Below are 13,982 nucleotides of genomic sequence, written 5' to 3'. Positions count from 1 at the left end.
GTTACTCCTTGGTGAATGCCAGCGCAACCCACGCGCCGGAGAGCAGCATCGCTACCCCGACCAGCCAGAAGGTTACGTCCAAGCCTTGCGCCCATTGTGCCAGCAAGCCCATGCTGAGCGCACCTACCGCGTACCCGAAGTCGCGCCAGAAACGGTAGACGCCCAGCAAAGTGCTGCGTTGCGCGGGGGGGCTGACATCGGCGACTGCTGCGCCCAGCGTGGGGTAAAGCATTGCCATGCCGAAACCGATTAGCCCCGCTTCCAGCGTCCACAGCCATACGCTGTGGGTGAGTACCAGCAGCAATACGCCGATGCCGCACAGCCACATGCCGCCGACGATTAGCGGCTTGCGCCCGAAACGGTCAGAAGCTGATCCCGTGATAAGCTGGCTTGCGCCCCACACCAGCGCGTAAACACCGATGATGGAACTGCCCTGCACTAGCGTCAGATTTTGCGATACGAACCAGATGGGGAGGATTATCCAGACCAATGCATCGGTGAACTTTTCCACCAATCCCGCCTGATTCAAGGCTAACAGGTTGCGGTTTTGCCAACTCGCGTACCAAAAGGCTTGCCCTAATGATGGTGCGGGCGCGGGTTTTATTCCCTGAATGTGCGCCAATGCCCACGGTCGCGTTTCCTTCACCACGAGAACCGCCAATAGTAAGCCCAGCACAATCACCGTTGTGCCAAATAGAAACAAGCCCAGCCGTGCGCCGTACACCTCCACCAACCATGCGGTAACAACACCCGCCAAGGCAACCGCCGCATAACCAGAAAACTCATTCATCCCATTGACCAGCCCTTTCTGATTCAGGTTAGTCATATCGAGTTTGCTGTTCAAGGTCATCGACCAGCACAAGCCTTGGTTAATGCCGAGCAGCGCGGTGGCGGCGACGACCCAACCCCAATTCGGCGCGTAGAGTAGCAGGAAAGGAATCGGTAACGCCGCAACCCACCCCGCAATCAACACCCGCTTACGCCCAAAACGGTCGGAAAACCGCCCCGCAAACAGATTCATCACCGCTTTAACCGCGCCGAATACCACCACAAACGTGGTCAGCAAAAAGAATTGTTGCCCACCTAACCCGAATTCGGTTTCCGCCAAACCGGGGACGACAGTGCGCGTCATACCGATGGTTAACCCCACCAGAAACACCTGTAACAACTGGTGCAAGATTTGCGCGAGATTGGCTTGAATACCGTGCTGAAGCTGGGGCATGAAAAAAACCTGTGGTGGAAACAGCTTGCAGGATACGCATTGTCATGCAATCATTCAACTCATCAATTGAATGAGAAATCCCTGATGTCATCCCCCGGTTTCAAACAGCACGTTAACGCCCAATTTGCCCTGATTGCGCAAGCACTTGCCTCCCCGCAACGCCTGGAAATCCTCGACTACCTCGCACAAACCGAGCGCAGCGTGGAAGAACTCAGCCAGCTTGCTAATTTAACCGTAGCCAACACCTCGCGGCATTTGCAAATCCTCAAGCAAGCCGCGCTGGTGAATGTACGCACGGATGGCAAACGCCGTTGCTACCGCCTTACAGGAGATGACGTGGTGCAACTGATTGCCAGTTTGCGGCGCACGGCGGAATTGCATCTGGCAGAAGTGGAACGGCTTGCCCACACCTACCTGACCGACAAACAAGCGATGGAAGCCATTAGCGCGGAAGAATTGCTGACCCGCATTCAACGCGATGAAGTCACCGTGCTGGATGTGCGCCCACAAGCCGAATATGCCGCCGGACACATCCCCGGCGCAATTCACCTGCTGCCGGAAGAAGTCGCCGAACGCCTGCACGAACTTGATGACAGCAAAACCATCGTCGCGTATTGCCGTGGGCCATATTGCGTGTATTCCTACCAGATGGTGCAAGCCTTGCGTGGGCATGGCATTAACGCCGTGCGCCTTGTCGATGGCTTGCCCGAATGGAAAGCCGCTGGATTACCTGTTTACACAACACCGACATAACCTTCAGAAGAGGGCGTATGCAATACGCCCCTACGCAGATCATCCCCTGTAGGGGCGTATTGCATACGCCCTCTTCACTCTCACAACAGAGGAGTTTTCTCATGTTTTTCTTGCAACGTGCCGCACCATCCAACCCTTCCTCGCTTGCTTATTTGTTTGGCTGTGGTGGCAAAGGTCACGCCATCGCAGTCGATGTCCATGCCGAAGACGTGGAGTGGTTTTTGCAGCAAGCCGCGCAACAGGCGGTGAAAATTGATTACGTGATCGACACCCACATCCACGCCGACCACGTATCCGGTGGGCGTGAACTGGCGCAACGCTGCGGCGGTGAATATTGCTTGCACGAAAGTTCCACGCCGCAATTTGCGTTTACCGCGCTCAAGGATGGGCAAGTGTTAACCATCGGCAATGTGACTGCGCAAGTGCTGCACACACCGGGGCATACAGCGGATAGCATTTGCTTGCTGGTATCGGATGTGCGCCGCAGTGCTGAACCCTGGTTTTTATTGAGTGGGCATACGCTGTTTGTGGGCAGTGCAGGACGACCCGATTTGCGCGGTGAAGAGGAACGCATGGGCGGCTTGCTGCACGATTCGCTGTTCAACAAGCTGCTGACCTTGCCGGATCACGTTGAAATTTTCCCCGGTGCGCAAGCGGGTAGCGTGTGCGGCGCGGGGATTTCGGGCAAACCGTCGTCCACGATTGCGTTTGAAAGGCGGTTTAATACGGCGTTGCTGACGGATAAAGCGGCGTTTGTGGCGGCAATTTTAGCCGATTTACCGCCACAGCCGGAAGGCATGGTAGAGATTATCCGCCGCAATGTGAGCGGGACGTAAGCATTAGCCAATTTGCAGACTCGCATCAGCGTACCGAATGCGCCTTTTATGGGGGCGGGCGACCAAATAGGCTAGGGTTAGCGGCCCTAAGCGTCCGGCGATCATGAGGAAAATGGCTACCACCCGCCCCGCTTCGCTCAATTGCCCGGTTAAGCCTAGTGATAGTCCGACGGTACTCATTGCCGATACCACTTCAAAGACGATATTTAGGAAAGTGGCATTTTCGGTGGCATCCAGAATAAAAATGCCAAGAAAGATCAGTAGCATGGAGGTCATCGCCAAGGACAATGCCTTCATCACCTGTACCAGCGGAATGGTACGTTTTAGCACGGTGACATCCTGACGTTGGCGCAGAAACGCATAAGTTGCCATCATTAACACCACAAAAGTGCCGATTTTTAACCCACTTGCGGTACTCAATGAGCCACCACCAATAAACATCAGCAATAAAATCAACACAATAGAGGCATTAGTCATCGCAGCAATATCCAGCGTATTAAACCCCGCTGTCCGTGGTGTTACCGCCTGAAACCAAGCGGCGAGTGCCTGATCCGATAACGACAGATTGCCCAACGTAGCCGGATTATTGGCTTCGAGTAGCCAAATCAACAAAAATGCCAACGTATTGATTATCAGGGTTGCCAGCAATATCAGGCGTGTATTGGTGCTAAATTGATGCCAGCGGCGTTTCTGCCAAATATCCATCAATACCGTGAAACCAATCCCGCCGATAATGAATAAGCTGGTAATGATCAGATTAACCCCCCAATCACTCACATAAGGGATTAGGCCATTAGCATTCAGGGCAAACCCCGCATTGTTGAACGCCGAAATGGTATAAAAGAAGGCTTCCCAACTCGCTTGTCGCCATCCTAAACTTGACTGCCAGGTGAGTGTTAACAAGATAAAACCCACGGCTTCAATCAACAGCGAATAAACCAGCACCGCTTTAGCCGTTTGCATCACTTTATCCAAACTGGTTTGGTTGAACGCCTCCTGTGCCACCCGTTGCTGGATAAAACTGATTTTCGTACCCAGCATAATCGCGCCTACCACTGCAAAGGTCATAAAACCCAAGCCACCGACTTGGATCAGCAAGGCAATGACTACTTGCCCAAACAGGGTAAAGTGCGTGCCGGTATCCACCACCACTAGCCCGGTCACAGTCACGGCTGACGTCGCGGTAAACACCGCATCTAACCAAGTGGTCGGTGCATGGCTGGCAATCGGGAGTTTGAGCAATCCGCTACCCAAGGCGATTAACAGTAAAAAGCCCAGCGTCAGCAGTGCCGGTGGGCTGAGGTGAATAAGCCGCCCACGCCCAGACTTAACCCGCGAGAATCGCTGATAAAAACGCCAGATTCTCATGCGCTAAAACCACCGTTTAGCCAATGATTTAAGGGCAGACTGTGAGCCTGCCAACACCAGCCGATCTTCTTCCAGCAAGACAAAATCTTTGGGCAATACCGTTTTTATCTCGGTTTTGCGTTTTACTGTAACGGCTTGCACACTATCAGCCCCACTGAGTTGGCTGAAAATTTCACGCAGGGTTTTGTTATGCCATTGGGGTTTAACCTCGACTTCGACCAGATAGATCCCATTTCCTAAGCGCATGAACTGGTTAATCATCGGGTAGTTTAAGGCTTGAGCGATACGCACACCCATTTCCACTTCGGGATGAATCACGCGGGTGACACCCAGCTTGGATAAAATGGTGTGGTGTGCCTTGGAAGCCGCTTTCACCCAGATATTTTTCACGCCCAAGGTTTTCAGGTGCAAAATACACAGGATACTGGTTTCCAGACTACTACCAATCGCCACGACCACAGCATCGTATTGTGTAGCATTCAGTTCGCGCAATGCTTGCTCATCGGTAACATCTGCAATCAGGGCTTCAGTGAAGGAATCCGCTAAGCGGTTGACCAACTTAGCATCGGTGTCGACCCCGACGACAATATTGCCCAGTCTGACTAATTCCTTAGCAATCGCAGTGCCAAAGCGCCCTAAGCCAATCACCAAAAATCGTTCCACAGTTCACTCCTGATCCTATTTAATCATTCAATAACGCCAGAACGCAGGCAACAACAACGCAAATACTGTCAGGTATTCCAGCCGCCCGATAATCATGGCAGCGGAAAGCATCCAGATCCCCGCATCGCTGACTGGTTGGAAATTACTGCCGACTACGCCAAACCCCGGCCCCAGCACATTGATGCAGGCGGCAACGGCGGTAAACGCTGACCAAGCATCCAAACCCGTCATCATCAGCAGCAAGGTGAACACCACGCTGCTGGTTGCCGCTAAAAACAGGAAAGCCATGATTGCATTGAGTACCGCATCACCCACTACCTCGCCATTGTAGTGGATCGGCAGCATCGCATGGGGGTGAAGCGCCCGTTGCAACAGGTGACGAAACAACTTGAAGACCACAATGTTGCGGATAAATTTATTGCCTCCCGCCGTTGACCCCGCGCAGCCTCCCAGATAAGCCACAGCCACCAGAAATAAATCGGTTCCCGGTGGCCAGCTTGTCAAATCAGCCGCCGTAAATCCCGTGCTGGTGATGAAGGTACTGACTTCAAAAAACGCAAACCCCAGAGCATCGCCAACACCGTAACGCCCATGTAACCATAGCCATGCGGCGAGTCCGAGTGATAACACGGTAACGACGAGCAGGAATACCCGCGCTTCTTCATTGCGCCAATACACACTGGGTTTGCCGGAATATAAAAAGCTGAAATGCAGCGCAAAATTGAGCGCTCCCAACAACATAAACACGTTACTGATAGCCAGCAGCCAATGGCTTTCGTAAAACCACATGCCACTGTCATGCGTCGAAAATCCCCCGGTTGAAACCGTGGAAAAGCTGTGTGCTAGTGCATCGTAAAATGTCATGCCACCCATGTAATACGCCAGCACACACGAGACCGTGATCAGCACGTATACCAGCCACAAATAATGCGAGGTGTGTGCAATGCGCGGGGTAAGCTTGTCATCTTTGACCGGCCCCGGCGTTTCGGCACGTAATAACCGCATCCCGCCGACGTTTAGCATTGGCAGCACCGCTACCACGAAAATCACCACACCCAATCCGCCCATCCATTGCAAAAATTGGCGGTAAAGCAGAAAACTGGGGGACATACTGTCCAGCCCAATCAGGATGCTTGCTCCCGTGGTGGTCAGGGCGCTGATGGATTCAAACACGGCATCGGTAAAACTGACCTGAGCAATCAGCATAATGGGCAGCCCTCCCAATACGCCAGTGACGACCCATGTCAGTGTGGCAAATAATAAAGCATCGCGGTACGACACCGTTTTCAGGCGGCGTTTCCACACAATCAACAGCATAGCCAGTGCCACCAGAATTATCGGTAGCGCGGATTCGACAAAGATCAGCATCAAGTCATCGTCAAACACCCAGCGGGATAACAGCCCAAAGCACAATTGCACCACCCCCATCCACAGCACCGGCACGGACAGCAGCAGCAGGGTATTCGCCAGATTTAACATAAGGGTAAGGGGATAAACCGATAGCCAATGCCCGGCTCGGTTAAAATATAGGTCGGGTCATCGGCATTATCCTGAAGCTTTTTCCGCAACTGGCTGACAAAAATGCGCAGGTAATGGGTATCTTCCACATGGCTTTTACCCCAGATGCTGGTGAGCAACTGTTGTTGCGTAATCAAACGCCCCGGATGCCGCGCCAACATCACCAGTAAGGCAAACTCCTTGCGGGATAAGGTCAGCAATTGCGCTTTATGCCACACCTGATGATTGGGAATATCAATTTCCAAATCGTTGAAAACTAACCGTGCCGGGGTGGTTTCCTCGTTGCTGCTCTCTTTTAAATCGCGCAATAACACCCGTACCCGCGCAATCAATTCGCGAATCCCAAACGGTTTGCTCAAATAATCGTTCGCGCCACCTTCCAGTAGTTTGACCTTTTCCTCTTCGGCATCGCGGGCGGTGAGTACCAATACCGGCAAATTGCTCCAGGAACGCAAGGTTTGTAAGACCTTGAAACCGTCTTCATCCGGCAAGCCCAAATCGAGGATCACCAGATCAGGGCTTTCCAACGCAATCATGTCGATACCTTGGCGGGCATTGCTGGCTTCCAAATACGCAAACCCTTCCGCCTGCAAGGAAATGCGCATGAAACGCCGGATTTGCACTTCATCATCAATGAGCAAAATACGCTGTTGCATTAGGCTTGTTCCTCTGGGACGGCAGGTAAGCGGATGCGTACACCAAACGGTGCATCCGGTGCAGTGGTGGGCAGCATGTCGATGTGACCTTGATGCGCATGAATAATCCCAGCGGCAACCGTCAAGCCCAAACCCGTGCCGCCTTCGCCGCTATCCCCGCTGCGGGTGGAATAAAACGATTCAAACACTTTGTGGCGTAAGGTTTCCGGTATGCCTGCGCCGTAATCCGTCACGGTGATTTCTACCCAAGGGGCAGCAAAGCGCAGTTTGAGAATGACGGCAGTGCGGGAATATTTCAGGGCGTTGTCGACGAGGTTATACAGGGCTTGTGCCAGCAAGGATTCGCGTACCTTGACTTCGGGCAGGGGGGGCAGTACGTCGAGCCGAACTCTGGGGTTGTCCACCCGTTTCAGCACCTGTTGCACAATCGGCATGAGCGGCTGAATGGTGGTGGTGAAATTCATTGCGCCGTGTTGAATTTTGGTGGCTTGCAGCACGTTTTCGATGTAATGGTGCAACCGGTGGCTTTCTTCCAACGCGCCGTTGATTAATTCATCCTGTTCGGCGGCAGGCAGCCGCTCGCGGTAGGCTTGCAAGGTACTCAATGTGCCGATAATGCTGGCGAGTGGGGTACGCAGATCGTGGGAAACCGAGAGCAGAATGCTGGAACGCAGGCGGGTATGTTGCAATTCCGCCTGTTGCCGCCGGTACAACATTGCCAGTTGGCTGGTCAGCAGCGCAATCACCATGAATACCAGCATACTCACGGTGTCTTCCACCTCGTGCATGTGCAAGGTGTAACGCGGTTCGGTGAAAAAGTAATTGAATGCCACTGCGCCAAATACCCCAGCGAGGATGGCGGAGGCACGTTGCCCGACAAACGCAACGACGCCCACGCCCAGTTGCAAAATGAGCAACACGCCCAAGCGCGGCAAAAACCAGCTTCCCAATAACAGGGAAACCAGCAACGCCAATAGCATGATCAACAAGGCAGCCAGATAATGGTATTTTTCTAATGCTTTAAACACGCTTTGCACCAACGACACCGGTGATTAACTCGTGGCTTAGGCTAGAGCGTGGGGGCGTAAAAAGACAATAGTGCTGTGCGGCAATGGCGTAAAATTTACGTAAAGAAACTGAAAACTCAGATGTGTGCTGTATATTTCAACAGCATGTTGACTTCTTCACGCTATCCAGCGGAACGCAACAATCCACGGATGTATCAGCACGGTCTACCCCAAACTCTTGGAGTTCGCCCATTGTTTGGTAGTGTTCCCACGCAAAACCGGCGGGGTCGACTGTCCAGTGCTTGTCGCTTTTGGCATAGCAACACGCGGTTTCCCCCTGATCCAGCACCGCATCACCCGCTGCCATTTGCGCCCGCTGTTTCAACTCCTGCAATTCCGCCGCGTCTTCTGCCTGAAAACCGAAATGGTTTACCCCCAGTGTGTGACCGCGTGCGGAAATGGCAAAGTTTACCCGTGGGTCTTCCAGCATCCATTTGGCGTAATCGCTGCGCTCGACACTGGGCGTTTGCCCAAACAGCTTGTTGTAAAAGCCGATGCTTTGTGCCAGATCATCGACCGATAAATGTACATGAAAACGTTTCATCCAAAATTCTCCTCTACTGATTAACGACCGGCTTCATACCAGCCACGAGTACGGTTGACGATCGCAACCACCGACAGCATGACCGGTACTTCCACCAATACGCCCACCACCGTTGCCAATGCCGCACCGGAATTGAAACCGAACAGCACAATCGCGGTCGCCACCGCCAGCTCAAAGAAATTGCTGGCGCCGATCAATGCTGATGGCGCTGCCACACAATGCGCCACACCAAATTGGCGGTTAAGCCAATACGCCAGCATTGAATTGAAATACACTTGGATCAGGATCGGGATTGCCAGCAACAGAATGATTAGCGGTTGTTCCAGCAGTTGTTGCCCCTGAAACCCAAACAACAATACCAGCGTTGCCAATAATGCCAGCAGGGAAAGGGGTTGTAAGGTTTGCAGTGTTGCCGTCAGTTTGCCGGTTGCGAGTAGCCATTGGCGCAACGCTTGGCTGATCACAACCGGCATCACGATATAAATCACCACAGAGAGCAGCAAGGTATCCCAAGGTACGCTGATGGCTGAAATTCCCAGCAACAAGCCGACCAGCGGGGCAAAGGCGAAGATCATGATAAGGTCATTCAATGCCACTTGCGACAGGGTGAAATGCGGCTCGCCATCTGACAGGTTGCTCCACACAAATACCATCGCGGTACACGGTGCGGCTGCCAGCAGGATTAGCCCTGCAATATAGCTATCGAGTTGTTCCGCAGGCAGCCAGTCGGCAAACAACACGCGGATAAACAGCCAGCCCAGCAACGCCATCGAAAACGGCTTTACCAGCCAGTTGATGAACAGCGTAACGCCAATGCCTTTCCAGTGCTGGCTGACTTCATGCAAGGCACGGAAGTCAATTTTCAGCAACATCGGAATGATCATCAGCCAAATCAGCAGCGCCACTGGCAAGTTGACTTGGGCGACTTCCATTTGCCCAATCCCTTGGAACACATCAGGAATCAGGCTGCCCAGTGCGATACCCACCAGAATGCACAGCAGTACCCACAGGCTCAGGTAGCGTTCAAACAGACCCATTGGCGCACCGGCGGAGCGTTTGGCAGTGACTTCACATTGGGCGCTCATACCGTTAAGCCTCCTTTGCCGCTGACAAGGTGGTATTGCCAATCTCATGCAGGTGTTGTTGCAATGTCAGCTCATCCAGCGCGTGGAGGGGCAGATTGACGAAGATGTCAATGCGGTTGTGAAGCTGGCGATAGGCTTCGCGGAATGCTGCCAGACGGGTCAGATCATCGCCGCTTACTTCTGCCGGATCCGGTACACCCCAGTGCGCGGTCATTGGTTGACCCGCCCATACCGGACACATTTCCGCCGCCGCTTTGTCACACACCGTGAACACGAAATCGAGTTTGGGGGCATCCGGTGTGGAAAATTCTGCCCAGTCTTTGCTACGCAAATCAGCGGTTTCATAATTCAGGCGTTGAAGTAAACTAGTCGTTAGTGGATTGACTTCGCCGCGTGGGTGGCTGCCCGCGCTGTATGCCTTGAACTTACCAATCCCCAGACGATTGAGGATGACTTCCGCCATAATGCTGCGGGCGGAGTTGCCGGTGCAAAGGAACAGAACGTTGTACATGGTATGCCTCTTGCTGATATGGAAAAGAAGTATATAATATTCGCCAAATCAAATATATGAAATGGTGCATGTTTTGTGTCATAGAATATTCATTTAAGGATTCCACCATGTTAAGCAAACTCTCATCAGGACTCATCGGCTTGCTGCTATTAGCCGCGCCACTCGCTCACGCTTTTGAACCCACCACCCAAAAAGTCACCGACAACGTGTATGCCATCATCGGCGAACTCGACCAACGCAGTGCCGACAACCAAGGTTTGAATAACACCACTGGCTTTATTATCACCGCCGACGGGGTACGCTTGTCCAGCGCGATTGGCGGCAAGCCCGAAGACCTGCAAGTGGAATACGCCAGCGAAACCTTTGAGGGCGATGAAAAACCCTAACCATCGGTGGCGTGGAAATGTCCTTGCGTTACCTCGGCGATGCGGTGCTGTGGTTGCCCAAGGAAAAGCTGGTATTCACGGGCGATATGGTATTCAACGAGCGGATGCTGGGCGTATTGCCGGAAATTTCCAAAGTAAAAGACTGGCAAGCAACTTTCAAGAAAATGGCGGAACTCAAGCCCGAACACGTCATTGCGGGGCATGGTGCACCCAGCGATTTGGCTGCCGCGCAGAAAAATACCGGCGATTACCTCGATTGGCTGGTAACGGAGGTCGGCAAGTCGCTAGAGGCGATGGAAGATTTGGGCGATGCGGTTAAACGCTTGTCAGCGGATGATAAATTCAACTTCCTCAAACTGTCCAAAGACTTGCATGGGCGCAATGTGCATCAGACGTACTTGCAGCTAGAAGCGGAGTAATGTCTGGACGGGGCATTTGCCTATACTTGAGACTTTTGCTATGTTTGAACCCAAATCATACAGGTATTTACTAATCGTATGCGCAAGCACATTGTCACATTCCTCATCTTGCTGATGGCTGCCCTGCCAGTCTGGTCAGCGTCGATGGTGTGCCATCATGTGCCAACCATGCCGCAGACGATGATGATGGAATCACAAGCCACTAACCATCGCTGCTGTCTTGAGATGCAAAAACAGCAGTCGGCACAAGTTTCCGCTGATACTTGCCATTGCGACCAACTCCAGCACGCACAATTTGTCCTGAGCTTGCCAATGCTGCCTGCTGTTGTACCGCCAAACGGTTTCATCTCGCGAGTCTTCTCCCCACAGGTATTGCCAGCAGCTGCTGACGTACCCTACCGCCCACCGATTGCCTGAACTGTAGGTCGGACTTCAGTCCGACATCCCCCCGCAACCCATTGCAACATTTTTGTCGGGCTAAAGCCCGACCTACAGTATTGGACATAAAAGTCATGAAAAAACAGATGGTTGCCGTATTAAGCGGCAGCTTGCTCACGGGTATGGCAAGCCTCCCCTTGGCTGTATTTGCCCACGGTGGCGAAGACCACAGCCACGATGACGCGCCCCCTGCGCCCATTATTGCCCCCAATAACAGCGGCATACACTGGGAATTACAATCGCCCGACGTGGAATTGCTCGGCGCACTCCATGACGGCAAACTGACCCTGTATGCCAGCCATTTCCGCGACAACACCCCGATTCCCAATGCCAACATCGAGCTGGAAAGCAAGGGGCAAAAGCTGTTGCTGCAAACTGATGCCAACGGCATAGGTGAAACAGAGGCAGCATGGTTGCAACAAGCGGACAAACGCGAATTGCTGGCAACCGTGCAAGCCAAGGGCGTTAACGATTTGCTGGTGGGCAAACTGGCGTTTAGCAATGGCACAGCACAAGCCACCCGCTTGACGGATGGCAGCGTGTTCATGCCGCAAGCGTTCCAACAAATACTTGGCTTACACACCACGACCAGCAAACCGCAAACGGTTGCCCAACGTGTCACCTTTAATGGCGTGGTGGTGACTGACCCGAATGCCAGTGCCGTGATTCAACCGCCGCTGAGCGGACGCTTGCTTGCCCCGGAAGACGGTTTCCCCAGCATTGGCAGCACGGTCAAAAAAGGTCAAATCCTCGCCATCCTCGAACCCGCCGCCAGCAATACCGACAAGGGCGACCAGCAAGACAAAATCGCTGAAGTACGCTCCGAACTGGCATTGGCAGAGAAAAACGCCGCACGACTGACTAGCATTGCAGGCGTTATTCCACAAATGGAAGTCGATGCCGCCCGCAATACTGCCGAGACCCTCAACGCCCGCCTTAAAGCCCTGCAAAGCCACCTTGCGCAACAGCCACAACCGCTGCTTGCCCCACTATCCGGCATTATCAGCAGTGCCAGGGTAGTGTTAGGGCAACAAGCCAACGCAGGCGATGTCCTGTTTGAAATCATCGACCCGGCACAGTTACAAGTCGAAGCCCTCGCCTACGACGCGTCGGTAGCGGCACAAATCACAGGTGCAACCACCACCCTCAATGGCAAAACCCTGACACTGGACTTCATCGGTAGCAGCCAACAACTGCGCAACCAAGCCCTACCACTCCGTTTTAAGGTGGAAGCGAGAGGAGAATCTACCCTCACCATCGGGCAACCGCTCAAACTCGCCGTGAAAACCCGCACCAGCATCCAAGGCACACCCTTACCCGCCAGCAGCGTGGTCAACAATAACCAGCAACAGCCAACCGTGTGGGTAAAAACCGCCGCCGAACGTTTCACCCCGCACACCGTCAAGCTGCAAACGCTGGATGCCGATACCGTAATCATTACCGAAGGCTTGCCGAACAGCAGTATCCGCGCCGTCACCAGCAGCGCGGTCTTGCTGTCGCAAGTGCGCTAGGGGGTTGCCATGTTTAACGCGATTATCCAGATCAGCCTGAAACAACGCTTGTTCGTGTTGATGGGGGCATTGCTGCTGATGTTGTATGGGCTGTTTACCCTGCGGCAATTGCCCGTGGATGTATTCCCCGACCTCAATAAACCCACCGTCACCCTGATGACCGAAGCCGAAGGTATCGCCCCGGAAGAGGTCGAACAACTAGTCACCTTCCCGCTGGAAACGGCGATGAACGGGCTGGAAGGCGTGACGCGGGTACGTTCCGTCTCCGGCGTGGGCTTGTCGATTGTGTACGTGGAGTTTGGCTGGGGGACGGACATTTACCGTAATCGCCAGCAAGTTTCCGAGCGACTCGGAGCAGTTACCAACCAGTTACCGGCGGGCGTTGTGCCGCAAATGTCGCCGATCAGTTCGATCATGGGTGAGATTTTGCTGGTGGCAATGACGGCGGAAGCCCCCCCCATCCCCACCCCTTCCCCCGCAAGGGGTGAAGGGGGTAAGACAGCAACACCGATGGAGGTGCGGGATTTGGCGGAGTGGGTGGTGCGTCCGCGCTTGCTGGGGATTCCGGGGGTATCGCAAGTGATCCCGATGGGCGGCGAAGTACGCCAGTACCGCATTACCCCCGATGTGGCAAACATGGAACGCCTCAAGATCAGCATCAGCCAGTTGCAAACCGCGCTGCACGGCTTTGCCAGCAATACCAGCGGCGGCTTTCTGGAAGCACAGTCGCAGGAATACCTGATCCGCAACATTGGGCGCACCACCAAGCTGGAAGACATGCAGCAACTGGTGGTAGCACACCGTGACAACGTGCCTATTCTGCTGCAACAAGTTGCGAAGGTGGAATTTGCCGCAGGGGTAAAGCGCGGGGAAGCCAGTTTCATGGGCAAACCGGCGGTCATCCTGTCGGTGCAAAAACAGCCTAGTGTCGATACGGTCAAGCTCACCCGCGAAGTGGAAAGTGCTTTGGCAGAGATCAACCGCAACCTACCAGCGGGGGTAAAG

The 13,982-nt window shown here is 53.6% G+C and carries 16 protein-coding genes; 7 read left to right on the top strand and 9 right to left on the bottom strand.

The annotated features are described in order from the left end of the window. Position 1: 1 nt before the first annotated feature. Positions 2-1,222: an MFS transporter gene (locus BLV87_RS17135; RefSeq protein ID WP_093070660.1), complete on the bottom strand. Its 1,221-nt coding sequence runs from the start codon at positions 1,220-1,222 to the stop codon at positions 2-4. Positions 1,223-1,306: 84 nt separating this feature from the next. On the opposite strand from BLV87_RS17135, the gene BLV87_RS17130 reads away from it, so the two are divergent. Continuing rightward, on the top strand, positions 1,307-1,975 hold the full coding sequence (locus BLV87_RS17130; RefSeq protein ID WP_093070659.1) for an ArsR/SmtB family transcription factor: 669 nt from the start codon (positions 1,307-1,309) through the stop codon (positions 1,973-1,975). 101 nt (positions 1,976-2,076) lie between these two features. Further along, positions 2,077-2,811: an MBL fold metallo-hydrolase gene (locus BLV87_RS17125; RefSeq protein WP_093070657.1), complete on the top strand. Its 735-nt coding sequence runs from the start codon at positions 2,077-2,079 to the stop codon at positions 2,809-2,811. A gap of 3 nt (positions 2,812-2,814) precedes the next feature. Here BLV87_RS17125 and BLV87_RS17120 read toward each other — a convergent pair whose 3' ends face one another. The 8 genes from BLV87_RS17120 to BLV87_RS17085 form a co-directional block, all read right to left on the bottom strand. Further along, positions 2,815-4,179 carry a TrkH family potassium uptake protein gene (locus BLV87_RS17120; RefSeq protein WP_093070655.1) on the bottom strand — a complete coding sequence of 455 codons (1,365 nt, stop codon included), beginning with the start codon at positions 4,177-4,179 and terminating at the stop codon, positions 2,815-2,817. A 3-nt stretch (positions 4,180-4,182) separates the two neighbouring features. Beyond that, a complete protein-coding gene (locus BLV87_RS17115; RefSeq protein WP_093070653.1) occupies positions 4,183-4,842 on the bottom strand; it encodes a potassium channel family protein in 660 nt (219 codons plus the stop codon). A gap of 27 nt (positions 4,843-4,869) precedes the next feature. Continuing rightward, positions 4,870-6,321 (bottom strand): TrkH family potassium uptake protein, encoded by a 1,452-nt coding sequence (locus tag BLV87_RS17110; RefSeq protein WP_093070651.1) that lies wholly within the window; start codon positions 6,319-6,321, stop codon positions 4,870-4,872. Then, entirely contained in the window at positions 6,315-7,016 is a 702-nt protein-coding gene (locus BLV87_RS17105) for a response regulator (protein WP_093070650.1), read from the bottom strand. Before BLV87_RS17105 ends, BLV87_RS17110 begins: the two co-directional genes overlap by 7 nt. Beyond that, on the bottom strand, positions 7,016-8,044 hold the full coding sequence (locus BLV87_RS17100) for a sensor histidine kinase (protein WP_217630025.1): 1,029 nt from the start codon (positions 8,042-8,044) through the stop codon (positions 7,016-7,018). The genes BLV87_RS17105 and BLV87_RS17100 overlap by 1 nt, the downstream gene beginning before the upstream one ends. 136 nt (positions 8,045-8,180) lie before the next feature. Next, positions 8,181-8,627 carry an ArsI/CadI family heavy metal resistance metalloenzyme gene (locus BLV87_RS17095; protein WP_093070648.1) on the bottom strand — a complete coding sequence of 149 codons (447 nt, stop codon included), beginning with the start codon at positions 8,625-8,627 and terminating at the stop codon, positions 8,181-8,183. Between the two features lie 20 nt (positions 8,628-8,647). Further along, the gene (arsB, locus tag BLV87_RS17090; protein ID WP_093070646.1) at positions 8,648-9,712 is read right to left on the bottom strand and encodes an ACR3 family arsenite efflux transporter; all 1,065 of its coding nucleotides are present in this window, start codon (positions 9,710-9,712) and stop codon (positions 8,648-8,650) included. A gap of 4 nt (positions 9,713-9,716) precedes the next feature. Then, positions 9,717-10,223: an arsenate reductase ArsC gene (locus BLV87_RS17085; protein ID WP_093070645.1), complete on the bottom strand. Its 507-nt coding sequence runs from the start codon at positions 10,221-10,223 to the stop codon at positions 9,717-9,719. 107 nt (positions 10,224-10,330) lie between these two features. On the opposite strand from BLV87_RS17085, the gene BLV87_RS17080 reads away from it, so the two are divergent. From BLV87_RS17080 to BLV87_RS17060, 5 genes are all read left to right on the top strand, one after another. Next, positions 10,331-10,609, top strand: a complete 279-nt coding sequence (locus BLV87_RS17080; protein ID WP_093070643.1) for a hypothetical protein — start codon at positions 10,331-10,333, stop codon at positions 10,607-10,609. Between the two features lie 17 nt (positions 10,610-10,626). Next, positions 10,627-11,028, top strand: a complete 402-nt coding sequence (locus BLV87_RS17075; RefSeq protein ID WP_093070642.1) for an MBL fold metallo-hydrolase — start codon at positions 10,627-10,629, stop codon at positions 11,026-11,028. Positions 11,029-11,106: 78 nt separating this feature from the next. Further along, positions 11,107-11,445 carry a hypothetical protein gene (locus tag BLV87_RS17070; RefSeq protein ID WP_093070640.1) on the top strand — a complete coding sequence of 113 codons (339 nt, stop codon included), beginning with the start codon at positions 11,107-11,109 and terminating at the stop codon, positions 11,443-11,445. Between the two features lie 95 nt (positions 11,446-11,540). Continuing rightward, entirely contained in the window at positions 11,541-12,977 is a 1,437-nt protein-coding gene (locus tag BLV87_RS17065) for an efflux RND transporter periplasmic adaptor subunit (protein WP_093070639.1), read from the top strand. A gap of 9 nt (positions 12,978-12,986) precedes the next feature. Beyond that, positions 12,987-13,982, top strand: a 996-nt coding sequence (locus tag BLV87_RS17060) for an efflux RND transporter permease subunit (RefSeq protein WP_139282219.1), incomplete at its 3' end; no start/stop codon positions are given.

Origin of the sequence: Thiothrix caldifontis (assembly GCF_900107695.1) — a bacterium.
GTDB classification, from domain to species: Bacteria; Pseudomonadota; Gammaproteobacteria; order Thiotrichales; family Thiotrichaceae; genus Thiothrix; species Thiothrix caldifontis.
Note: the sequence above shows the minus strand (reverse complement) of the source record. Positions and strands in the feature narration are given on the sequence as shown.

What these genes read in the sequence shown, in the direction of transcription:
- BLV87_RS17075 (WP_093070642.1), top strand. Translation starts at nt 10,627, where the DNA reads ATGTCCTTGCGTTACCTCGGCGATGCGGTGCTGTGGTTGCCCAAGGAA.
- BLV87_RS17120 (WP_093070655.1), bottom strand. Translation starts at nt 4,179, where the DNA reads ATGAGAATCTGGCGTTTTTATCAGCGATTCTCGCGGGTTAAGTCTGGG.
- BLV87_RS17110 (WP_093070651.1), bottom strand. Translation starts at nt 6,321, where the DNA reads ATGTTAAATCTGGCGAATACCCTGCTGCTGCTGTCCGTGCCGGTGCTG.
- BLV87_RS17130 (WP_093070659.1), top strand. Translation starts at nt 1,307, where the DNA reads ATGTCATCCCCCGGTTTCAAACAGCACGTTAACGCCCAATTTGCCCTG.
- BLV87_RS17105 (WP_093070650.1), bottom strand. Translation starts at nt 7,016, where the DNA reads ATGCAACAGCGTATTTTGCTCATTGATGATGAAGTGCAAATCCGGCGT.
- arsB (WP_093070646.1), bottom strand. Translation starts at nt 9,712, where the DNA reads ATGAGCGCCCAATGTGAAGTCACTGCCAAACGCTCCGCCGGTGCGCCA.
- BLV87_RS17125 (WP_093070657.1), top strand. Translation starts at nt 2,077, where the DNA reads ATGTTTTTCTTGCAACGTGCCGCACCATCCAACCCTTCCTCGCTTGCT.
- BLV87_RS17080 (WP_093070643.1), top strand. Translation starts at nt 10,331, where the DNA reads ATGTTAAGCAAACTCTCATCAGGACTCATCGGCTTGCTGCTATTAGCC.
- BLV87_RS17085 (WP_093070645.1), bottom strand. Translation starts at nt 10,223, where the DNA reads ATGTACAACGTTCTGTTCCTTTGCACCGGCAACTCCGCCCGCAGCATT.
- BLV87_RS17065 (WP_093070639.1), top strand. Translation starts at nt 11,541, where the DNA reads ATGAAAAAACAGATGGTTGCCGTATTAAGCGGCAGCTTGCTCACGGGT.
- BLV87_RS17070 (WP_093070640.1), top strand. Translation starts at nt 11,107, where the DNA reads ATGCGCAAGCACATTGTCACATTCCTCATCTTGCTGATGGCTGCCCTG.
- BLV87_RS17135 (WP_093070660.1), bottom strand. Translation starts at nt 1,222, where the DNA reads ATGCCCCAGCTTCAGCACGGTATTCAAGCCAATCTCGCGCAAATCTTG.
- BLV87_RS17095 (WP_093070648.1), bottom strand. Translation starts at nt 8,627, where the DNA reads ATGAAACGTTTTCATGTACATTTATCGGTCGATGATCTGGCACAAAGC.